The 17,066-nt window shown below is 48.3% G+C and carries 14 protein-coding genes; 6 read left to right on the top strand and 8 right to left on the bottom strand.

From position 1 onward, the window contains the following. The first annotated feature begins 34 nt into the window (after positions 1-34). The 3 genes from EJV45_RS12810 (at position 35) to EJV45_RS12800 (ending at position 3,100) form a co-directional block, all read left to right on the top strand. Positions 35-1,402, top strand: coding sequence for a peptidylprolyl isomerase (locus EJV45_RS12810; RefSeq protein WP_129716079.1), 1,368 nt, complete (start codon positions 35-37; stop codon positions 1,400-1,402). Between the two features lie 4 nt (positions 1,403-1,406). Beyond that, entirely contained in the window at positions 1,407-2,369 is a 963-nt protein-coding gene (locus tag EJV45_RS12805; RefSeq protein ID WP_129716078.1) for a MoxR family ATPase, read from the top strand. 209 nt (positions 2,370-2,578) lie between these two features. Further along, positions 2,579-3,100, top strand: coding sequence for a hypothetical protein (locus tag EJV45_RS12800; RefSeq protein WP_129716077.1), 522 nt, complete (start codon positions 2,579-2,581; stop codon positions 3,098-3,100). Positions 3,101-3,135: 35 nt separating this feature from the next. Here EJV45_RS12800 and EJV45_RS12795 read toward each other — a convergent pair whose 3' ends face one another. From EJV45_RS12795 to mutL, 8 genes are all read right to left on the bottom strand, one after another. After that, complete coding sequence (locus tag EJV45_RS12795) at positions 3,136-4,017, bottom strand: glycerophosphodiester phosphodiesterase family protein (RefSeq protein WP_129716076.1); 882 nt, start codon at positions 4,015-4,017, stop codon at positions 3,136-3,138. Between the two features lie 135 nt (positions 4,018-4,152). Further along, a complete protein-coding gene (locus EJV45_RS12790) occupies positions 4,153-5,007 on the bottom strand; it encodes a nuclear transport factor 2 family protein (RefSeq protein ID WP_129716075.1) in 855 nt (284 codons plus the stop codon). 73 nt (positions 5,008-5,080) lie between these two features. Then, positions 5,081-6,073: a M28 family peptidase gene (locus EJV45_RS12785; RefSeq protein ID WP_129716074.1), complete on the bottom strand. Its 993-nt coding sequence runs from the start codon at positions 6,071-6,073 to the stop codon at positions 5,081-5,083. Positions 6,074-6,167: 94 nt separating this feature from the next. Continuing rightward, positions 6,168-7,628, bottom strand: coding sequence for a cysteine--tRNA ligase (cysS, locus tag EJV45_RS12780; protein WP_129716073.1), 1,461 nt, complete (start codon positions 7,626-7,628; stop codon positions 6,168-6,170). Positions 7,629-7,746: 118 nt separating this feature from the next. Next, positions 7,747-8,871 (bottom strand): endonuclease/exonuclease/phosphatase family protein, encoded by a 1,125-nt coding sequence (locus EJV45_RS12775; RefSeq protein ID WP_129716072.1) that lies wholly within the window; start codon positions 8,869-8,871, stop codon positions 7,747-7,749. Then, positions 8,871-9,740, bottom strand: a complete 870-nt coding sequence (locus EJV45_RS12770; RefSeq protein WP_129716071.1) for a rhomboid family intramembrane serine protease — start codon at positions 9,738-9,740, stop codon at positions 8,871-8,873. The genes EJV45_RS12775 and EJV45_RS12770 overlap by 1 nt, the downstream gene beginning before the upstream one ends. Further along, positions 9,733-10,437 (bottom strand): rhomboid family intramembrane serine protease, encoded by a 705-nt coding sequence (locus EJV45_RS12765; RefSeq protein ID WP_205942380.1) that lies wholly within the window; start codon positions 10,435-10,437, stop codon positions 9,733-9,735. Before EJV45_RS12765 ends, EJV45_RS12770 begins: the two co-directional genes overlap by 8 nt. Positions 10,438-10,440: 3 nt before the next feature. Further along, positions 10,441-12,303, bottom strand: a complete 1,863-nt coding sequence (gene mutL, locus EJV45_RS12760) for a DNA mismatch repair endonuclease MutL (protein WP_129716070.1) — start codon at positions 12,301-12,303, stop codon at positions 10,441-10,443. 274 nt (positions 12,304-12,577) lie between these two features. Between mutL and EJV45_RS12755 the strand changes: the two genes are divergently transcribed. The 3 genes from EJV45_RS12755 to EJV45_RS12745 all read left to right on the top strand — a co-directional run bounded on the left by EJV45_RS12755 (position 12,578) and on the right by EJV45_RS12745 (position 16,773). After that, entirely contained in the window at positions 12,578-14,206 is a 1,629-nt protein-coding gene (locus EJV45_RS12755) for an amidohydrolase (protein ID WP_129716069.1), read from the top strand. Further along, entirely contained in the window at positions 14,193-16,001 is a 1,809-nt protein-coding gene (locus EJV45_RS12750) for a serine hydrolase (RefSeq protein WP_129716068.1), read from the top strand. The genes EJV45_RS12755 and EJV45_RS12750 overlap by 14 nt, the downstream gene beginning before the upstream one ends. 172 nt (positions 16,002-16,173) lie before the next feature. Beyond that, entirely contained in the window at positions 16,174-16,773 is a 600-nt protein-coding gene (locus EJV45_RS12745; RefSeq protein WP_129716067.1) for a peptidoglycan recognition family protein, read from the top strand. Positions 16,774-17,066 lie beyond the last annotated feature (293 nt).

Raw genomic sequence — 17,066 nt, 5'->3', positions numbered from 1 at the left:
ATTTGCGGGATATTAAAATTGAAATTCAATCAGAATGAAGAGAATTCTTATGGCAGTGCCTTTTGTGCTTTGCCTGGCGATCAGTGCGAAGGCTCAGAAGAAAGCGATAGATAAAGTGGCGGCCGTTGTAGGCAATAACATCATTTTAGCGTCTGATCTCGACCAACAATACACCCAGTACCTCGCGCAGGGGAATCCTGCGAATCCTGAAGTTAAGTGTTACTTTTTGCAACAGCTGCTTACACAGAAACTGTTGAAGCAACAGGCGGAGATAGATTCGGTGATGGTAGACGAGAGCCAGATTGACGATGAGGTAGATCGCCGTATGCGGTACAGTATTCGCCGGGCAGGCGGCCAGGAGCGTCTGGAACAAATGCTTAACCGGTCTGTACTGCAGTACAAAGACGAAATCAGGCCTGATGTAAAGGAAGCGCTGATCTCAAACAAAATGCAGGGACAGATCACAAAAGATGTGAATGTAACACCGCTCGAGGTAAAAAAATACTTCGAATCGCTTGGCGACAGTGTTCCTGAATTTAACACCGAAGTGGAAGTTGGGGAGATCGTTCTCTATCCAAAACTGACCAAAGAGGAAAAACAAAAATATTATGACAAGGCTGAAGCGATGCGTTTGCGTATAAAAAGCGGCGAAGATTTTGCGTTCCTGGCAAAATCGTATTCAGAAGACCCGGGATCGGCTGCAGATGGCGGAGACCTTGGTTTCTTTGACCGTTCTACCATGGCCAAAGAATTCACCGCATGGGCTTTCAAACTAAAAGCCGGTGAGATGTCGCCTGTTTTTGAAACGCAGTTCGGATATCACTTTCTGCAGGTTATTGAGCGCCGCGGGGAACAGGTTCATGCGCGCCATATCCTGGTTATACCGAAAAACACACCTGAAAGCATGACCCGCCTGAAGCTTCATGCAGACAGTATTTTTCAGAATATTAAATCAGATAAAGTGCCCTTTTCTACGGCTGCATCACTTTATTCCAACAATGATGAGACAAAGTATACCGGTGGTATGATCCTTTACTCTGATGATGTGTCGGCGCGTACAACGTTTATTCCTGTTGATAAACTGGACCCGAACATCTTTGTTGTAATCGACACGATGAAAGTGGGTGGACTTTCCACCCCTACCGAATTTACCGGTCAGGACGGAAAAACCGGCTACCGCATTCTGACGCTTAAGTCGAAAATCGCGCCGCACAAGGCAAACCTTGCGCAAGACTATCCGAAGATCCGCGAAGCTGCCCAAACCGACAAAGTGAACAGGACATTAAGCGAGTGGTTCGAAAAACGCCGCGAGAGCACATATATTAAAATCGATCCGGAATTCGCAACTTGCGAGCAGTTAAAGATCTGGACAAAAAATCAGGACCAGAAAGAATCTAAATAGCCGGATGCAGTATAAGGACGAGGTAGAAGCAGTTCAGGCACTGCAGACCGCTTACAGGCAGATCAGAGCCGAAGTAGCGAAGGTTGTAATAGGCCAGGACGAGGTAGTAAAATCTGTCCTGATCGCAATTTTCAGCAACGGGCATTGTCTGCTTGTCGGCGTTCCGGGTCTGGCTAAGACACTCCTTGTACAAACGGTTGCAAACGTCCTTGACCTGAATTTTAACAGGATCCAGTTTACGCCAGACCTGATGCCGAGTGACATTATTGGCTCGGAAATTTTGGGCGATGACCGGCAATTTAAGTTTGTTAAGGGACCGGTATTTTCAAACATTATCCTGGCCGATGAAATAAACCGTACGCCGCCGAAAACGCAGGCTGCGCTGCTTGAGGCCATGCAGGAAAAAGCTGTAACCGCTGCCGGTTTTACGCATACCTTGCCAAAGCCCTTCTTTGTTCTGGCCACACAAAACCCAATCGAGCAGGAAGGCACCTACCCGCTTCCTGAAGCGCAGTTAGACCGGTTCATGTTCAACATAAAACTTGGTTATCCGTCGCTGGAAGAAGAACTTAATATTGTGCGCAATACCACCAGTCAGCACCAGGTGTCGCTGAACAAGGTTATGGGCATGGAGCAGATTCAATTTTTTCAGTCGTTAATCCGCGAGGTTCCGGTAACCGATCATGTGCTGCAGTACGCTGTGAGGCTTGCATCAAAAACACGGCCCCATACTGCTCTTGCAACCGAGGCGGTAAACAAGTACATCAGTTGGGGCGCCGGCCCCCGCGCCTCGCAATTTCTCGTGCTGGGTGCCAAAACGCATGCCGTGTTATCGGGTAAATATGCTCCTGATGTGGAAGACGTTCAGGCCGTGGCCGAGGCCATTTTAAGGCACCGCATTGTGCGAAACTACCGCGCGGAAGCTGAAGGCCTGCCCGTTGAAAAAATTATCACCGATCTTTTCTAAAGTTTTATTACCTTTACAGAAAAATTTTATCATGCGGACTACGTACGTCATATCACTTCCGGACATGCAGCCCATTCGGCGCATGGCTGCAGTGTATGTAGCATACTTCTGCAGCTCCGGCCTCTAGTGTTGCCGGCTATCTGCCGCCAACAAGCTCAAATCTTATTTTTAATACACACAGTCCGCAAGGATTGTACAAACTATATTCAATGGACACATTGTTATCTGTCGAAGAAAAATATCTCCAGGTGTTGGAGGAAATCTGGTATGGCGAGGTACCAAAAGCCTTCCGCCTGCTGAATGAGATCCTCGCCGCCGAGCCTGATTATGCGCGCGCACATTTCCAGATGGGCGTATTGCAGCATGAGCATTTTCGCGACCTGCGCACAGCCGGTTACCATTACCAGCAGTGCGTTGCGCTCGACCCGCAGTTTCCGGACGTCTACCTGCCCTATCTGAAACTTTCTACCGAGATGGACATGCCTAAGCTGGCGCAATCGCTGGGCGAACAGGCGCTGAAAGTTCCGGGAACAAACCGTTTTATGATCTGCAGGCACATGGCCAGAACTGCCGAACAGAAACGGCAGTACGGAGACGCAAAGCAACTGATGAAAGAGGCACTGCGCTATGCACAGGAGCCTGATCAGGAAAAGGAAGTGCTGGACCAGTTGAAGGCGCTCAATACAAAAATGAAAGGCAGCGCGCCTTTCATATACAGGCTGGAGGAATAGAAAACAGGCGGACTAAATGGTCCGCCTGTTTTTTCTCAGAGCTGGTTGATCAGGTTTGGATAATCGGTAATCACGCCGTCAACCCCCAGGTCCATATAGTATTTAAGTTCTCTCAGGGAATTAACCGTCCAGGGGATAATCTTTACACCTGCTTCGTGACAGCGGTCAACGAGGCTTTTACCGACCAGTAATGAGTACGGACTGTAAATGGTGGGTTTAAATCCGAGACGGCTCAGGTAATCATCAAATGAATCTTTTTCATCAACAAGCAGCGAAGTGCGGATCTTCGGATATTTTTCGTGCAAATAACGCAGCGTTCGCATATCAAACGACTGGATGATAACACGTTTTGCTAATTTCTTCCGGTTGATAACCTCCATGATCAGTTCTACAAACTCAGCTGAATCGGGCTGAAACTCGCCGTCACCCTTAGGAATCATCTTGGTCTCTATGCTATAATCGACCTTCGGCAGCCTGTTCGCCTTGATGTGTGCCTCAACGGCATCTATAGCATCTTCCAGGAGGGGTTTGCTTACTTTGACCTTGCGCTGTCCGGGAAAGCGGGGATGCACCTTCGAACCAACATCATACTTTTTGACCTCGTCATAATCCATTTTAAAGATGTTATGCTTTTTCTGGTCTTTTAAGCTAATTGGTTTACCCGTAGGTGTGAGCGATATCTCGTGATTGAAATAGGGTTCCTGTGAAAGGACAACTCTTTTGTCTTTTGAAATTACCGCGTCCATCTCAAGGGTAGTAACGCCAAGATCGAGGGCAGTCAGCAATCCGGGGATGGTATTTTCGGGTGCAAGGCCCCTGGCACCGGCCTTACCCTGAATGTCAATTTTTTTCCGCTGCGCAGCGGCAGCAGAGACTAACAGTACCAGCAAAAAAAGAGGTAGTATCGTTTTCTTCATTAAAAATCGTTTTCAGAAAAGGAACAAAAACCCTGCCTTTGCCGGCAGATGAGTTGTCATTCCAGGATTCACAACCGCCCGGAAATAAAAAAACCTGCAGTATTTTGCTGCAGGTCTTTGTAAGATGTGATAAGGTTAGCGTTCAGCGGAAACGAACACCTGGGCAATAATGTTCCAGGTATGGTCTGCCTGCCGCTCCCAGACAAATACATAGTTGAAAGCTTCGCGGAGATCGGTTTTGTAATCTACCGTTGCCAGACCATAGGTATAGGCCAGGTCGCCACCGGCTGCCTTTTCAGCTTCTGTGGTCTTGAGATTGATCTTTCCGATCATTCCGTTCATGAATTGAAGAATTTTGTCTTTGCCTACGATGGGTTCGTTACCAGGAAAAAGCAAACGTGCGTCATCATTAGAAAAACCTGCAAATGCTGCAACGCCATAGGTTTTCAGCATTGTGTTCAGCGTTTTTTCAGTGGTCAGGATGATATCCTTTCCAGCTTTGATTTCTTTTGGGTTGGCCAGCTTTGGTTTGTAGTGATCTTTTGGTTCAATAAATTTTGCTGCAGGCTTAGCCAGCGGCTTGTTGTGCTCTGTACCGATATCAAGAGCAACCTTCCAGCGGTCGTTCTCAGCCTTCCACACCGTAAGGTATGAGCCATACTTTTTATCAGAGGACCCAATGGTATATTCGCCGGTTGTAAAGCCCCAGTCGCCGCTTCGCGACACCTTTGCCAATACAGGTTCCCAGGCCATTCCCTGAATGTCAGGTGCGCTGGTATTGTAACTCTTCACGTTGACGGGGTTGGGTCTGAATACAATCCCTGTAGCAGATGCATAATCATCTGTTGCGGCCTTCAGGCCTTTTTTACCTGCGTCGGCAGCGTATTCCTTTTCAGCTTTCACTAAAGACTTTGTGGTACCGTCTGCACGTTGCGCAAAAGCGCCTGCAGATATAGCCAGAACCAGGCAGGCTGATAATATTGATCTCATATATGGGTATTTGTTGTACGAATATAACCTGTTCAGCACAGGTGCTTCAAAAAAGTAATTAACAACTGAACATTTAAGGCGCAGGCTGTTCCCTGTAAATTGTTTCGAGGACCGTTTGCCCGGCGGCCTTGAGTGTGTTTTTGTCCAGGTTAGCCATATTATCCAGCTGGGTATGCCAGTTGATGTAGAAACCAGCATTGTCAGAATAGTGGATAATATCTATGCAAGGTATTCCGGCCTTATTAACCCATACATGGTCGTCAATAAGCCTGCCCGAGGTAATGTAAACGAAGTAAGATGCATAACCGATCTCATTGCCAATATCCCATACCTTTTTCACAACGTCGCCGGCGTATTGCCGTGAAACTTCATCCTGCGTAAACTGGGCGTTCCCACCCCCGACCATATCCAGGTTAATACCATAAAGCGGTTTGTTAGCCTTAGCGAGTGCACTTTTCGCCCAGAACTGGGAGCCAAGACACCAGGTAAGCTCCTCAGGCGTACTGTCATTTGCCTCGCCGTAATCTTCGAGGTCCCACAAGATAAAATCAACACCCACGTTTGGTTGTTTTTGTTGAATCTGGCGGGCCATTTCAAGAATCACCGCTACGCCGCTTGCGCCATCATTTGCAGCATCAAACGGTTTGTTTCGCAAGGTGCTGTCCGGATCCTGGTCAGAAAAGGGCCGTGCATCCCAGTGTGCAGTAACGAGTACGCGGGCTTTGCGCTCCTTATTAAATGACGCAAGGATATTTTTTAGCTGGTGGCTTTTGCCGTCGTAGGTTTTCACCGTACCTGTTTGCAATGATACATCGGCACCAAACTGCCTGAGCTTATTCTGGAGGTACGCCGCGCAATCTGCGTGCGCCTTTGTGGAAGGAATTCTGGGTCCGAAATCTACCTGCGCCTTTGCAAAGGCATAGGCACTGTCTGCATCAAACTCAGGCGATACCAATTTTACCTCCTGTTTAACAGCGGTATCATCCTGGCTCTTTTTCGGCTCATTGTTACAGGCAGCCAAGGCCAGAGATGTCAGAGCGGGTAACAGCCATTTAATTTTCTTCATTGATCTGTGGATTCTTCAATGCCCGGCCAAAACCCTGAGCATTGCACTAGCATAAACGTTTGTTTCTTTTATTCGGTATCTCCAGATGAAAGTGTTATGTTCGGCTCCAGGTGGTGCCCTCTTTGCTGTCTTTCAGCTGAATGCCCATTTCCTGTAAACCGATACGTATTTTGTCTGAAGTAGCGTAGTCCTTATTCTCCTTTGCCTCCCGGCGAAGATTGATCACCATATCCAGCACTTCTTTGAAACCGTTATCACCTTGCGCTTCTTCCTGCAATCCGAAAACGTCAACAACAAAGTCCTGCATCAATTGTTTCAGGCCATCGAGGTTACCTGCGTCAATTTTTCCTTTGCCATCGTAGAGTGTATTGATGATGCGTGCAGCTTCAAACAGCTCGGCAATAACAACCGGCGTGTTAAAATCATCATTCATAGCCACAACGCATCGCTCGCGCAGCGCAGCGATATCAAAATCAGTTGTACCCGAGGCCTGGATTTTTTGCAGAAGCGATAATGCATTCATCAGCCTGCGGTATCCTTTCTCGGAAGCTTCTAGTGCTTCATTGCTGAAATCAAGCGTACTCCGGTAGTGGGCCTGGAGCATAAAAAATTTCACTGTCATCGGGCTATAGCCTTTTTTCAGCAGCGGATGTTTTCCTGAAAAAAGTTCATGCGGGAGAAAGCCGTTACCGGCCGACTTTGACATGCGCGCGCCGTTAACCGTAAGCATATTGGTATGCATCCAGTATTTTGCGGGCTGCTGGCGGCTGCAGGCCTCAGACTGTGCAATTTCATTGGTATGGTGGGTTGCGGCAAGGTCCATTCCGCCGCCATGTATATCAAAGGTATCGCCCAGATATTTGGCGCTCATTGCCGAACACTCAATGTGCCAGCCCGGAAAACCGAGACCCCAGGGCGATGCCCACTTCATCAGCGTTTCGGGTTTGGCCTTTATCCAAAGTGCAAAATCAAGCCTGCCGCGTTTTTCATCCTGTCCGCCCAGTTCGCGCGTATTAGCGAGCATGTCTTCCAGGTTGCGGTTGGTCAGAATGGTATAGTTATAAGTTTCACTGTATTTTTCAACGTCGAAATAAACGGTACCGTTAACCTCGTAGGCAAAACCATTCCCGAGAATCACCTTAATCATTTCGATCTGCTCAATGATATGTCCTGTAGCCGTCGGCTCAATACTCGGTGGCAGCGTATTAAAAAGGCGCATGACCTCCCGAAATCCCAGGGTGTACTTCTGTACTATTTCCATCGGCTCAAGCTGCTCCAGTTTGGCGCGTTTTGCAAACTTGTCATCGCCTTCGTCGCGGTCGCCTTCGAGGTGCCCTGCATCGGTTATGTTCCTGACATACCTGACTTTGTACCCGGCATAACGCAGGTAGCGGAAAATGATATCAAAAGAAATAAAGGTTCTGCAATTGCCCAGGTGAACATCATTGTAAACAGTTGGCCCGCAAACATACATACCGACATGGGGTGTATTAACGGGTTCGAAAATCTCCTTCCTGCGAGTGAGGGTGTTGTAAACCTGTATACCTGTAATCATCCAGCAAATATAAGATTCTGGCGTCAGGATAAATGCGGTTTTTTAAGTGCAACATAACTGTGCAGTGGAGAAGCTGTGCGGGTTGACTTCAGCAGGGTTGCACGTTTACATGAAGCGTCTATTCAGCGGAAGCTTTAAACTCCAGATCGCTGCGCACGGGAAAATGATCTGAAAGGCGGGCTTCGATAATGCGGTAACTTTTTACATCAAGCGCTTTGCTGCAGGCAATATAATCGATCTGGAAGTTTGGAAACTTCCCGTTATAGGTTTTTCCGAAACCCTTACCCTGCACGGCGAATGCGTTATGAAGCGAATGGGTAAGTTCGGTCACGGCATACGAGGCTGGTGTATCGTTAAAGTCGCCGGCAATGACGTAGGGTGTCTGGCAGGTGCTGATGTTTTGCTTGAGCACGTCAACCTGCTCACTGCGTTTACGGAAAGCATTACGCAAGCGGATCAGGATCTTTTTCGAGGGTTTAAGCTCTGTTCCGATCTTGTGGGTCATGCGGTCCATATAGTCATAGTCGTTCTTATCAAAGCCGATAGACTGAAGATGTACGTTGTAAATGCGAACCGTTTGTTTACCGACAGACAAATCTGCATAGATGCTTTCATTACCGCGAATGGCTTCATCAAAAAGGATATTACCTTTGCCGCGGATCGGGTACCTCGAGAAAATGGCAAGGCCGATTGATTCGTAGTCATTTTTCATCGACGGGTTGAAATAATGATGGCGCATGCCCAGTCGCTTTTTCAGCGTATCAATATTATTGTAAGGACCTTTGTTGCGCGTATAAAATTCCTGGAAACAAACCACGTCAGGATTTTCAGCCTCGACCGTCCTGAACATTTTTTCTTTTATCTCCTTGTTGTTTTCACCACCATATACTTTGAAATTGTGCACATTGTATGTAAGCAGCCTGAGGTAACTGCTGTCTGCCTTCCGGGCTTCGCCGGCTGTACCCGAAAAGCTGAAGGTAGCATGAAGCGGTGTCCAGCCAACAAAAATGAGGGCCACGGTACCAATGGCGAGCAGCCACTTGCTCCTGATGAGCCACCAGGCAACCAGGACCACGTTTACAAACAGGATGTATGGATAGGCAAGGCCGAAGAAAGGAATCAATCCGTGCTGCCGCGGATCAAACTGCCCTGCAGAGAAACCAAGAACCAGCGAGACGGCCATTACAAGCGCCACCAGCAGCATAATTTTATCCAGGAAATTGAGGCCTTTCTTTTTCTTCATTACTGTTTGCCGGCTTTGAACAGCGTTTCTTTTTCCTCTTTGCTTAATTTGTCATAGCCTGACTTCAGGATCTTGTCAAGAATGGCATCAATCTCATCCTGCCGAACCTGGCTTGCAGACCGTGCCGCCGGCGCCTGGCGGGGCCTTGGCGGCGGATTTTTCACTACGCGCAGTTTCGGTTTGCGCTTAAAGATCTTGCTCCAGTCGCTGCCACGCTGCAAACTTTTTATGTAGAAAAAGCCAAGCAGCGCACCCCCAAGATGAGCAATGCTGCCGCCTGCGTTAGTCGATGCTATACCAATCAGGTCTAGCACGATATAGGCAATAGCCAGGTACTTCAGTTTAACCGAGCCAAAGAACAGGAGAACGATACTGTAGTCAGGAACAAGGGTGGCCGTAGCAATAACAATTGCCATGACCGCTCCTGACGCTCCCATGAGCATAGCCAGTTCAGTATTGGCGGCAAAGAATGGGATAAAGTTAAAAGCAAGAAGAAAAAATATGCCACCAGCTATACCCCCGGCCCAATACACGAAATGAAATTGGCGGTTGTTGAGAAAATCGAGAAAGATACGGCCCATCCAGTACAGCCATAACATATTAAAGAGGATGTGAAAAAAGCCGGCATGAATAAACATACTGGTAACCAGCGTATAAAAACGCTGCGGAAACAGTGCAAAAGGTGCGGGCAATGCCAGATACGCGGCGACAAGCCGGTCAATGATGTTTCCCTGCCCTGAAATAACAAAAACTACGTTAAGCAGCGCGGTAATTACAAAGATCAGCACGTTGATGCCGATATAAAGAAACAGCGGGTTGCCCGATTGAAATACCTTTTGCTTAATATCTCTGAACAATGTATTACTCATAGTAATTGTAGAAGTTGTTGTTGTCTTTCCATAGTTTAACCAGGATATACCCGATCAGCGCACCGCCCAGGTGTGCAAAATGCGCAACCGAATCACCTTCAAAACGCGCCAGGCCGAGCGAAAGTTCTACCAGTATATAGACAGGAACGATGTATTTTGCTTTTACGGGTACCGGGATAAAAAAAATAAACATCTCTGCATTTGGGTAGAGCATACCGAAGGCGATCAGCAAACCGAAAATAGCACCTGAAGCACCGACCATAGGGCTCTGGTAAATGGCTATGGCTTTTTGTGCATCGGCTATATCTATCGTCTGAAGGTATTCAATCGAAGGCATGATCTGTCCGGTTGCCTGGTGCATTTCAAATGCCTGAACTGCCCATTGCAGCGCAAGTGCACCCAGTCCTGTTACCAGATAAAAAATGAGAAAACGTTTGGCGCCCCAGCGGTTTTCCAGCAGGCTGCCAAAAGAATACAAGGCAAACATATTAAAGAAAATATGTGCCCAGCCGCCATGCATAAACATATAAGTGATTGGCTGCCATCCCTTGAAGAACGGTGACCCGAAATAATAAACCGGAAGCGTGCCGACAACCTGATCTGAAAGCAACCCTTCAAAAACGGCAGTACCGAGAAAGAAGAGCACGTTAATAATGAGCAGGTTCTTGACTACGGGTGGGATATAGATGTTGTTCATGTATTACTTATCGAATTTTTTATCGAGTTCGGCCAGGCCGATCGTTTGGATAACAGGTTTTCCACTGATGCTGAAATTGGGCGTCTCGCAGGCGAACAATTGATTAATCAGGGTATTCATCTCCTCCTGGCCCAGCGGCACGCCGCTTTTAATGGCACTGTTGCGCGCCAGGCTTCTGGCCAGACGGTCGCGTTTGTCCAGCTTCAGTTCCTGCTGCGAATTTTTGAACCCTTCGATCAGTTGTTCAAACAGCTGGATCTCATTTATGTTTGTGCTGCCGAGGTCTACAGGTATTCCTTCCACAACCAGCGTATTTTTACCAAATTCGCGTACCTCGAAACCCAGGCTTTTGATATCGTCAAGCAGATTCCTGACCAGTTCATAATCCTGCGCGCTCAGCGTGATCGTTTGCGGGAAAAGACTTTGTTGCGACGCTCCCTTGCGGTCTTCCAGGTGCAGCAGAAAACGTTCGTACAAAATGCGTTCGTGTGCCGCCTGCTGATCAATCAGCATCAGGCCTGACTTGATTTGCGAAACAATATACCGGTTATGCACCTGCATGAGTTGTTTTGGCTGCGGATGCGCGATTGCTTCGGGCTGCCCGGTTTCGTCTTCGACGGAAAGCTGCGTCTGCTCAACCGGCGCCTGCCGGCTGATCTCATACAGCGAGCCCCAGTTTTTAGTACTGGCTGCCGGTTGATAACTTCCACCGCTCCGGGTATAACCATTGCCGGCCGGCCGGCCATCTTCTGATGTATTGAACGGATTGAAATCAGGATTGAAGCTGATGCTTGGCGGCACGATATCTTCAGGAGCTTTCGGTGTAATCATACCGCTAAAGCCGGTCTCCTGATCAAAATCAAGCGTTGGGGAGATGTTATAACGGCCTATAGAGCGTTTAACCGCAGATTTAAGAATGGCGTAGATGGATTTTTCGTCCAGGTATTTGATCTCTGTTTTTGTCGGGTGAACATTCACATCGATTTTTGCCGGATCAATCTCAATAAACAGCACATAAAGCGGAAAACTATCGTCTGGCAGCAGTTCATCAAAGGCTGAAGCCACAGCATGGTTGAGATAGCCATCTTTTATAAACCGGCTGTTTACAAAAAAGAACTGCTCGCCACGCGTTTTTTTTGCGAACTGAGGCTTACCTATGAAACCTTTAATATTGATAATTGAGGTCTCTTCTTCTACGGGAACAAGGCGTTCATTGTAGTTGCTGCCGAACAAATGAACAATGCGCTGTTTTAGCGTACCCTTTGGCAGGTGAAAAACCTCCTGCCCGTCATGGTGCAGGCTGAAAAACACCTGCGGATGCGCCATGGCCACACGCTGAAATTCGTCGATGATGTGCCGCATTTCAACGGGGTTGCTCTTGAGAAAGTTGCGCCGTGCCGGAGTATTGAAAAATAGATTTTTTATCGAAAACTGCGTTCCCGCAGGTACGGCAACGGGTTCTTGTCCAATCACTTCTGCACCCTCTATACTGATACAGGTTCCAATCTCATCCTCATGCCGGCGGGTCTTCATTTCTACCTGTGCAATGGCAGCAATAGAGGCCATGGCTTCGCCCCTGAACCCCATGGTCCGGATGGCAAAAAGATCTTCGGCTTTCTTGACCTTTGAAGTTGCATGCCGTTCAAAACACATGCGCGCATCGGTTACGCTCATTCCGCAACCATTGTCGATGGTTTGGATCAGCGCCTTACCGGCATCCTTCACAATCAGCTGAATTTTGTCTGCCCCCGCATCTATCGAATTTTCCAACAGCTCTTTCACCGCTGATGCCGGTCGCTGAATCACTTCACCAGCAGCAATCTGGTTGGCTACAGCATCCGGCAATAAATGTATCACGTCTGTCATGTGTCGGATTAAAAATATACCCGGCTAATTTAAGCAAAATCGGTCAATTGCCGGCCGGAAGACACCGCAGGCGGATGTCAAAAAATCATAAAAGCGTCTGGATAATGACGTTTACCTCCCTGGCGATGTTCATACCTCTTTGTTCTATTTTTGTTGTGAAAGAACCAATGCCTCCCGGGCTGAACAGCAGTATGATGGCCACTGTGCATACAAACCTGTTGTTCTGTTCAAACGGCGTAGAATCAAAGCGCGATACATTTTCTATATTTAAGCCATGAAATATTTTGCCGGCGTTTTTTTACTCTTTACGCTATTTTCCTGCACAAGTCAGCAGGCAGATCTGCTGGTCTACAATGCAAAGATCTATACGGTTAATGATCGTTTTGACACCGCAGAGGCGATGGCCATACGCGATGGAAAAATTATTGCCATTGGCCGCTCGGCCGATCTGCAGCAGCAGTTCCGGGCGACAGAAAAACTTGATGCAGGTGGAAAGCCCTTGTACCCCGGCTTCATTGATGCACACGCCCATTTTTTTGGCTATGCCCAAAGTTTGTATACTGCTGACCTGCGCGGCACAAAAAGCTGGAACGAAGTGTGCGGCAGGATTGCTGATTTTGCAAAGACACAGCCCGACGGCTGGCTGATTGGACGCGGATGGGACCAGAATGACTGGCCGGACAAACAGTTTCCTGACAACGCTGCACTCGACAGCCTGTTCCCAAGCCGCCCGGTTTTGCTGGAACGAATCGACGGGCATGCAGCTATTGCCAACCAGGCGGCACTGACTGCTGCCGGAATTCTCGAAGCGAAAAAAATTACAGGCGGCGACTTTATAACCCGGAACGGCAAATTAACAGGAATTCTGATCGACAATGCAGTTGGAATGGTAGCGTCAAAAGCGCCTGAACCTAATGCACGGCGGTGGCAAAAAATGCTCGCTGCGGCAGAGCAGAATTGTTTCGCCGCCGGACTTACGACTATAGACGACTGTGGTCTGGATTTTCAAGCCGCCGAACTTATAGAGAAATTGCAGGACAAAGGCAATCTGAAAATGCGGCTGTATGTCATGCTGTCTGATAAACCGGCAAATTATGATTACCTGTTTAAGCGCGGTGCGATTAAAACGGAGCGCCTTCATGTGCGCTCTTTTAAAGTATATGCAGACGGTGCCCTTGGTTCGCGCGGTGCATCCCTCCTGGCCGATTATCACGACAGTCCGGGAAAACGTGGTTTTTTACTGAGCGATATAAAGCACTTTCAGGCAGTTGCCAATAAACTAGCCAACAGCGGGTTTCAGATGTGTACCCACGCAATAGGCGATTCGGCCAACCGCACGGTATTAAAAATCTACCAATCGGTGCTGAAAGCCGGCAATGACCGGCGCTGGCGTATTGAGCATGCGCAGGTTGTTAGCCCGGAAGATTTTGACAGGTTTGGCGCTTCGGCGATCGTACCATCTGTACAGCCAACGCATGCCACCTCAGACATGTACTGGGCAGCCGACCGGCTGGGTGCAGACCGCGTTAGGGGTGCATATGCTTATAAACAATTGTTAGCCCAGAACAGATGGATCCCGCTTGGCACGGATTTTCCTGTGGAAGAAATCAACCCGATGTACACGTTCTACGCTGCCACTGTGAGAAAAGATGCATCCGGTTATCCGGCGGCGGGATTCCAGGCCGAAAACGCGCTGAGCCGGGAAGAGGCCCTGCGTGGCATGACGATCTGGGCCGCAAAGGCAAATTTTGAAGAGAAAGAAAAGGGAAGTCTGGAGCCGGGCAAACTTGCAGACTTCGTCATTCTGGACCAGGACATCATAAAGGCGCCGCAAACAAAATTACATGACATCAAAGTATTGAAAACCTACCTGAACGGAGAAAAAGTATATGAGAAGAAGTAACCTTGCCGCCCTGATGGGGCTCGGCATAGCCTGCACCATTGCCGTAGGCGCCTGTGCACAGGACCACAGTAAAAACGAAAAGCGGCTGGCAGAGATTAAGCGCATCAGTAGCTCGACCGTGCTGCTAAACAACGAGGCGAAAACGGTGCCGGTTGTTACGCTTACCAACAACAGGATCGCTTCGGTCAGCCTGTTTTATAATCAGCGCCAGACATTTGACAGCCTGATGAACAAGTATGCGAAAGTAGACTCCTTCAATGCAGACCAGTACCGGGATTCAACAACGCTTAATACGCTTGAAGACGATCTTAAATTTTATCAGACAGTTGTGGTAAGCCTGACCGACAGCATCGCAACAAACGGAAAATACCTGAACTTCATTAACAGTCTCAGCAAAAGCAAAAAGGTTATTGTTTCGCTTTTCGGAAGCAATGGCCGTGCACTGGCATCATTTGATAATCTGAACGGTCCGCTGATCTGGAGCCCCATGAACAATGCGGAATCTGCCAGCATGGTTCCCCAGCTCATTTTTGGCGGTGTGGCCGCAACGCAGCGGCTAAAGGCTGGATTCTCTCCAAAATATACGGCCGGGTCGGGATTTACTACTGAAAAAATACGACTGTCTTATTCGGTTCCTGAAGCAGTTGGCATCAACTCAAATAGCTTGAAGGAGATTGACAACATCGCCGCCGAGGCTATTGCACAACGTGCTGCGCCGGGCATGGTTGTTTTGGCCGTTAAAGACGGGCAGGTTATCTTTAACAAGGCATACGGCACGCACACGTATGACACGAACGTGGCCGATAAGGTGACGGACATATTTGACCTGGCCTCGGTGACAAAGGTAACTGCCACCACGCCAAGCGTCATGCGACTTGTGGAACAGGGAAAACTGAACCTGGATACAAACATCGGACTGTACATTCCGCGGGCAAGGACCAGTCCGATGAACGCAATTCCCGTTCGCGAAGTCATGCTGCACCAAGCCGGCTTTATCCCATATATCCCTTTTCACAACGCAATTAAAGCAGGCGATTACAGTCGTGACTCATCGGCTCTCTATCCGACCAAGGTGGCTGACAACTACTATATAAAGAAAGGCTTTTTCCGTGATTTCATGTGGCCAAAGATGCTCAACTCACCGATAAGGACGCGCGGAAAGTATGTATACAGTGACATCAGCATGTACGTAATGAAAGACATAGTTGAGCACCTCGCCGAACAGCCTCTTGACGAATACACACAGGAAAACTTTTATACGCCGCTGGGCATGCAGACTGCAGGTTTCCTGCCGCGTAACCGTTTTCCACGCGAACAGATCGTACCCACCGAAAACGACACTTACTTCAGGAAGACACTTCTGCAAGGTTACGTTCATGACCAGGGTGCAGCACTCGTTGGCGGTGTTTCGGGCCATGCGGGATTATTCTCATCTGCGAACGACCTGGCGATTATATACCAGATGCTGCTGAACCGCGGCACATACGGCGGCACGCAGTACTTTAAGCCTGAAACGGTCGATATGTTTACGCAGAAACAATCGGCTGTGAGCAGACGCGGCCTGGGCTTCGACCGCTGGGATCCGGATCTGTCAAAGCACTATCCATCTGAACTGGCTTCCTCTCAGACCTACGGCCATACCGGCTACACGGGTACCTGTGTATGGGTAGATCCGGCAAAAGGATTGGTATACGTGTTTCTTTCTAACCGGGTAAATCCGACTGTAAGCGATAAGCTTATTAACATGCGCATCAGGGGGCGGATTCAGGACGTATTGTTAAAAGCAATTAAATAACACAAAACCTGGCGGTGGCAGGGTGTTAGCTAGCAGCACTGCCTTCGCCTGGTAAACCTGATCGAAGCGGCAGCCCCGACGAAGGAGGGCTACAGCGAAGAGCAGGACTTTCAGTGAATAGAGGGAAGTGTCCGGGCTTTTCTATCAGAGAAACTCAAATAAGTGTACGACTATGAAGAAATGTGTTGTCTTGACATCCGTTATATTCAGCCTGATCATGCATTCCTGCGGGTTAAGGAATGATCGGCATATTGCGGCCCGCCCGGTAATTGTTACAAGGGGCGAATGGCAGGCGGCGACGGCGCGCCCTTACAAAAGCCACAAACCGGTAAGGATTACTGTGCATCATGAGGGAACACTGATAGACAGCACTAAAAACGTAGCTGTTTTTATTAAGAATATCCAACGCTGGGGCATGGGCAACGACCGCAAATGGGCTGATGTCCCTTATCATTTCTTCGTTGCCCCCGATGGCCGGGTGTATGAAGGCCGGAACGTCTTTACTGCAGGCGAAACCGCCACCGAATATGATCCCAGCGGGCATTTGCTGATCAGCTGCCTGGGGAACTTTGAAAAACAGGAGATACCGAAAAAACAGCTGGATGCACTGGTCGCATTGATTGCTTATTGCAGCAGAAAATATGACATTGCCACCGATAGTTTGGGAACACACCGGGATCATTCAGGCAAGACCGATTGCCCCGGAAAAAATTTATATCGCTACTTCGCAGACGGGTCTGTCGGGAAGCGGGTTAAGGAATTACAACAGTAATGCTCATTGTTATAACCCAAGCATCAGGCAAGGAATTGCTCATTTACACTTTTTGACCTGAAGAAGCAGAGTTCGACTCCTGCAAAGTTGGTAACTTTCGTAAAGTTACCAACTTTAAGTTAAAAAATAAACTAAAAAATAATTTTCAGCCTTGTAACGCAGTTAAGCTGGTTTCCAAACACTGCTTTCTAACGATCAGGTCAATCTTTATTTCCACGTATATTAAACATAGTTTTCAGCCGGCAATCGCTTATTAAGAACAGAACCAATCGGGGAAGAGGCCGCATAACCAG

The organism is Pedobacter sp. SYP-B3415 (assembly GCF_004138205.1).
Classification (GTDB): Bacteria; Bacteroidota; Bacteroidia; order Sphingobacteriales; family Sphingobacteriaceae; genus Pedobacter.
The sequence above is the reverse complement of the archived record's forward strand: the minus strand, read 5'-3'. Positions and strand labels throughout refer to the sequence as shown.

What these genes read in the sequence shown, in the direction of transcription:
- EJV45_RS12795 (WP_129716076.1), bottom strand. Translation starts at nt 4,017, where the DNA reads ATGAAGAAAACGATACTACCTCTTTTTTTGCTGGTACTGTTAGTCTCT.
- cysS (WP_129716073.1), bottom strand. Translation starts at nt 7,628, where the DNA reads ATGATTACAGGTATACAGGTTTACAACACCCTCACTCGCAGGAAGGAG.
- EJV45_RS12750 (WP_129716068.1), top strand. Translation starts at nt 14,193, where the DNA reads ATGAGAAGAAGTAACCTTGCCGCCCTGATGGGGCTCGGCATAGCCTGC.
- EJV45_RS12745 (WP_129716067.1), top strand. Translation starts at nt 16,174, where the DNA reads ATGAAGAAATGTGTTGTCTTGACATCCGTTATATTCAGCCTGATCATG.
- EJV45_RS12785 (WP_129716074.1), bottom strand. Translation starts at nt 6,073, where the DNA reads ATGAAGAAAATTAAATGGCTGTTACCCGCTCTGACATCTCTGGCCTTG.
- EJV45_RS12755 (WP_129716069.1), top strand. Translation starts at nt 12,578, where the DNA reads ATGAAATATTTTGCCGGCGTTTTTTTACTCTTTACGCTATTTTCCTGC.
- EJV45_RS12770 (WP_129716071.1), bottom strand. Translation starts at nt 9,740, where the DNA reads ATGAGTAATACATTGTTCAGAGATATTAAGCAAAAGGTATTTCAATCG.
- EJV45_RS12800 (WP_129716077.1), top strand. Translation starts at nt 2,579, where the DNA reads ATGGACACATTGTTATCTGTCGAAGAAAAATATCTCCAGGTGTTGGAG.
- mutL (WP_129716070.1), bottom strand. Translation starts at nt 12,303, where the DNA reads ATGACAGACGTGATACATTTATTGCCGGATGCTGTAGCCAACCAGATT.
- EJV45_RS12810 (WP_129716079.1), top strand. Translation starts at nt 35, where the DNA reads ATGAAGAGAATTCTTATGGCAGTGCCTTTTGTGCTTTGCCTGGCGATC.
- EJV45_RS12805 (WP_129716078.1), top strand. Translation starts at nt 1,407, where the DNA reads ATGCAGTATAAGGACGAGGTAGAAGCAGTTCAGGCACTGCAGACCGCT.
- EJV45_RS12775 (WP_129716072.1), bottom strand. Translation starts at nt 8,871, where the DNA reads ATGAAGAAAAAGAAAGGCCTCAATTTCCTGGATAAAATTATGCTGCTG.
- EJV45_RS12790 (WP_129716075.1), bottom strand. Translation starts at nt 5,007, where the DNA reads ATGAGATCAATATTATCAGCCTGCCTGGTTCTGGCTATATCTGCAGGC.
- EJV45_RS12765 (WP_205942380.1), bottom strand. Translation starts at nt 10,437, where the DNA reads ATGAACAACATCTATATCCCACCCGTAGTCAAGAACCTGCTCATTATT.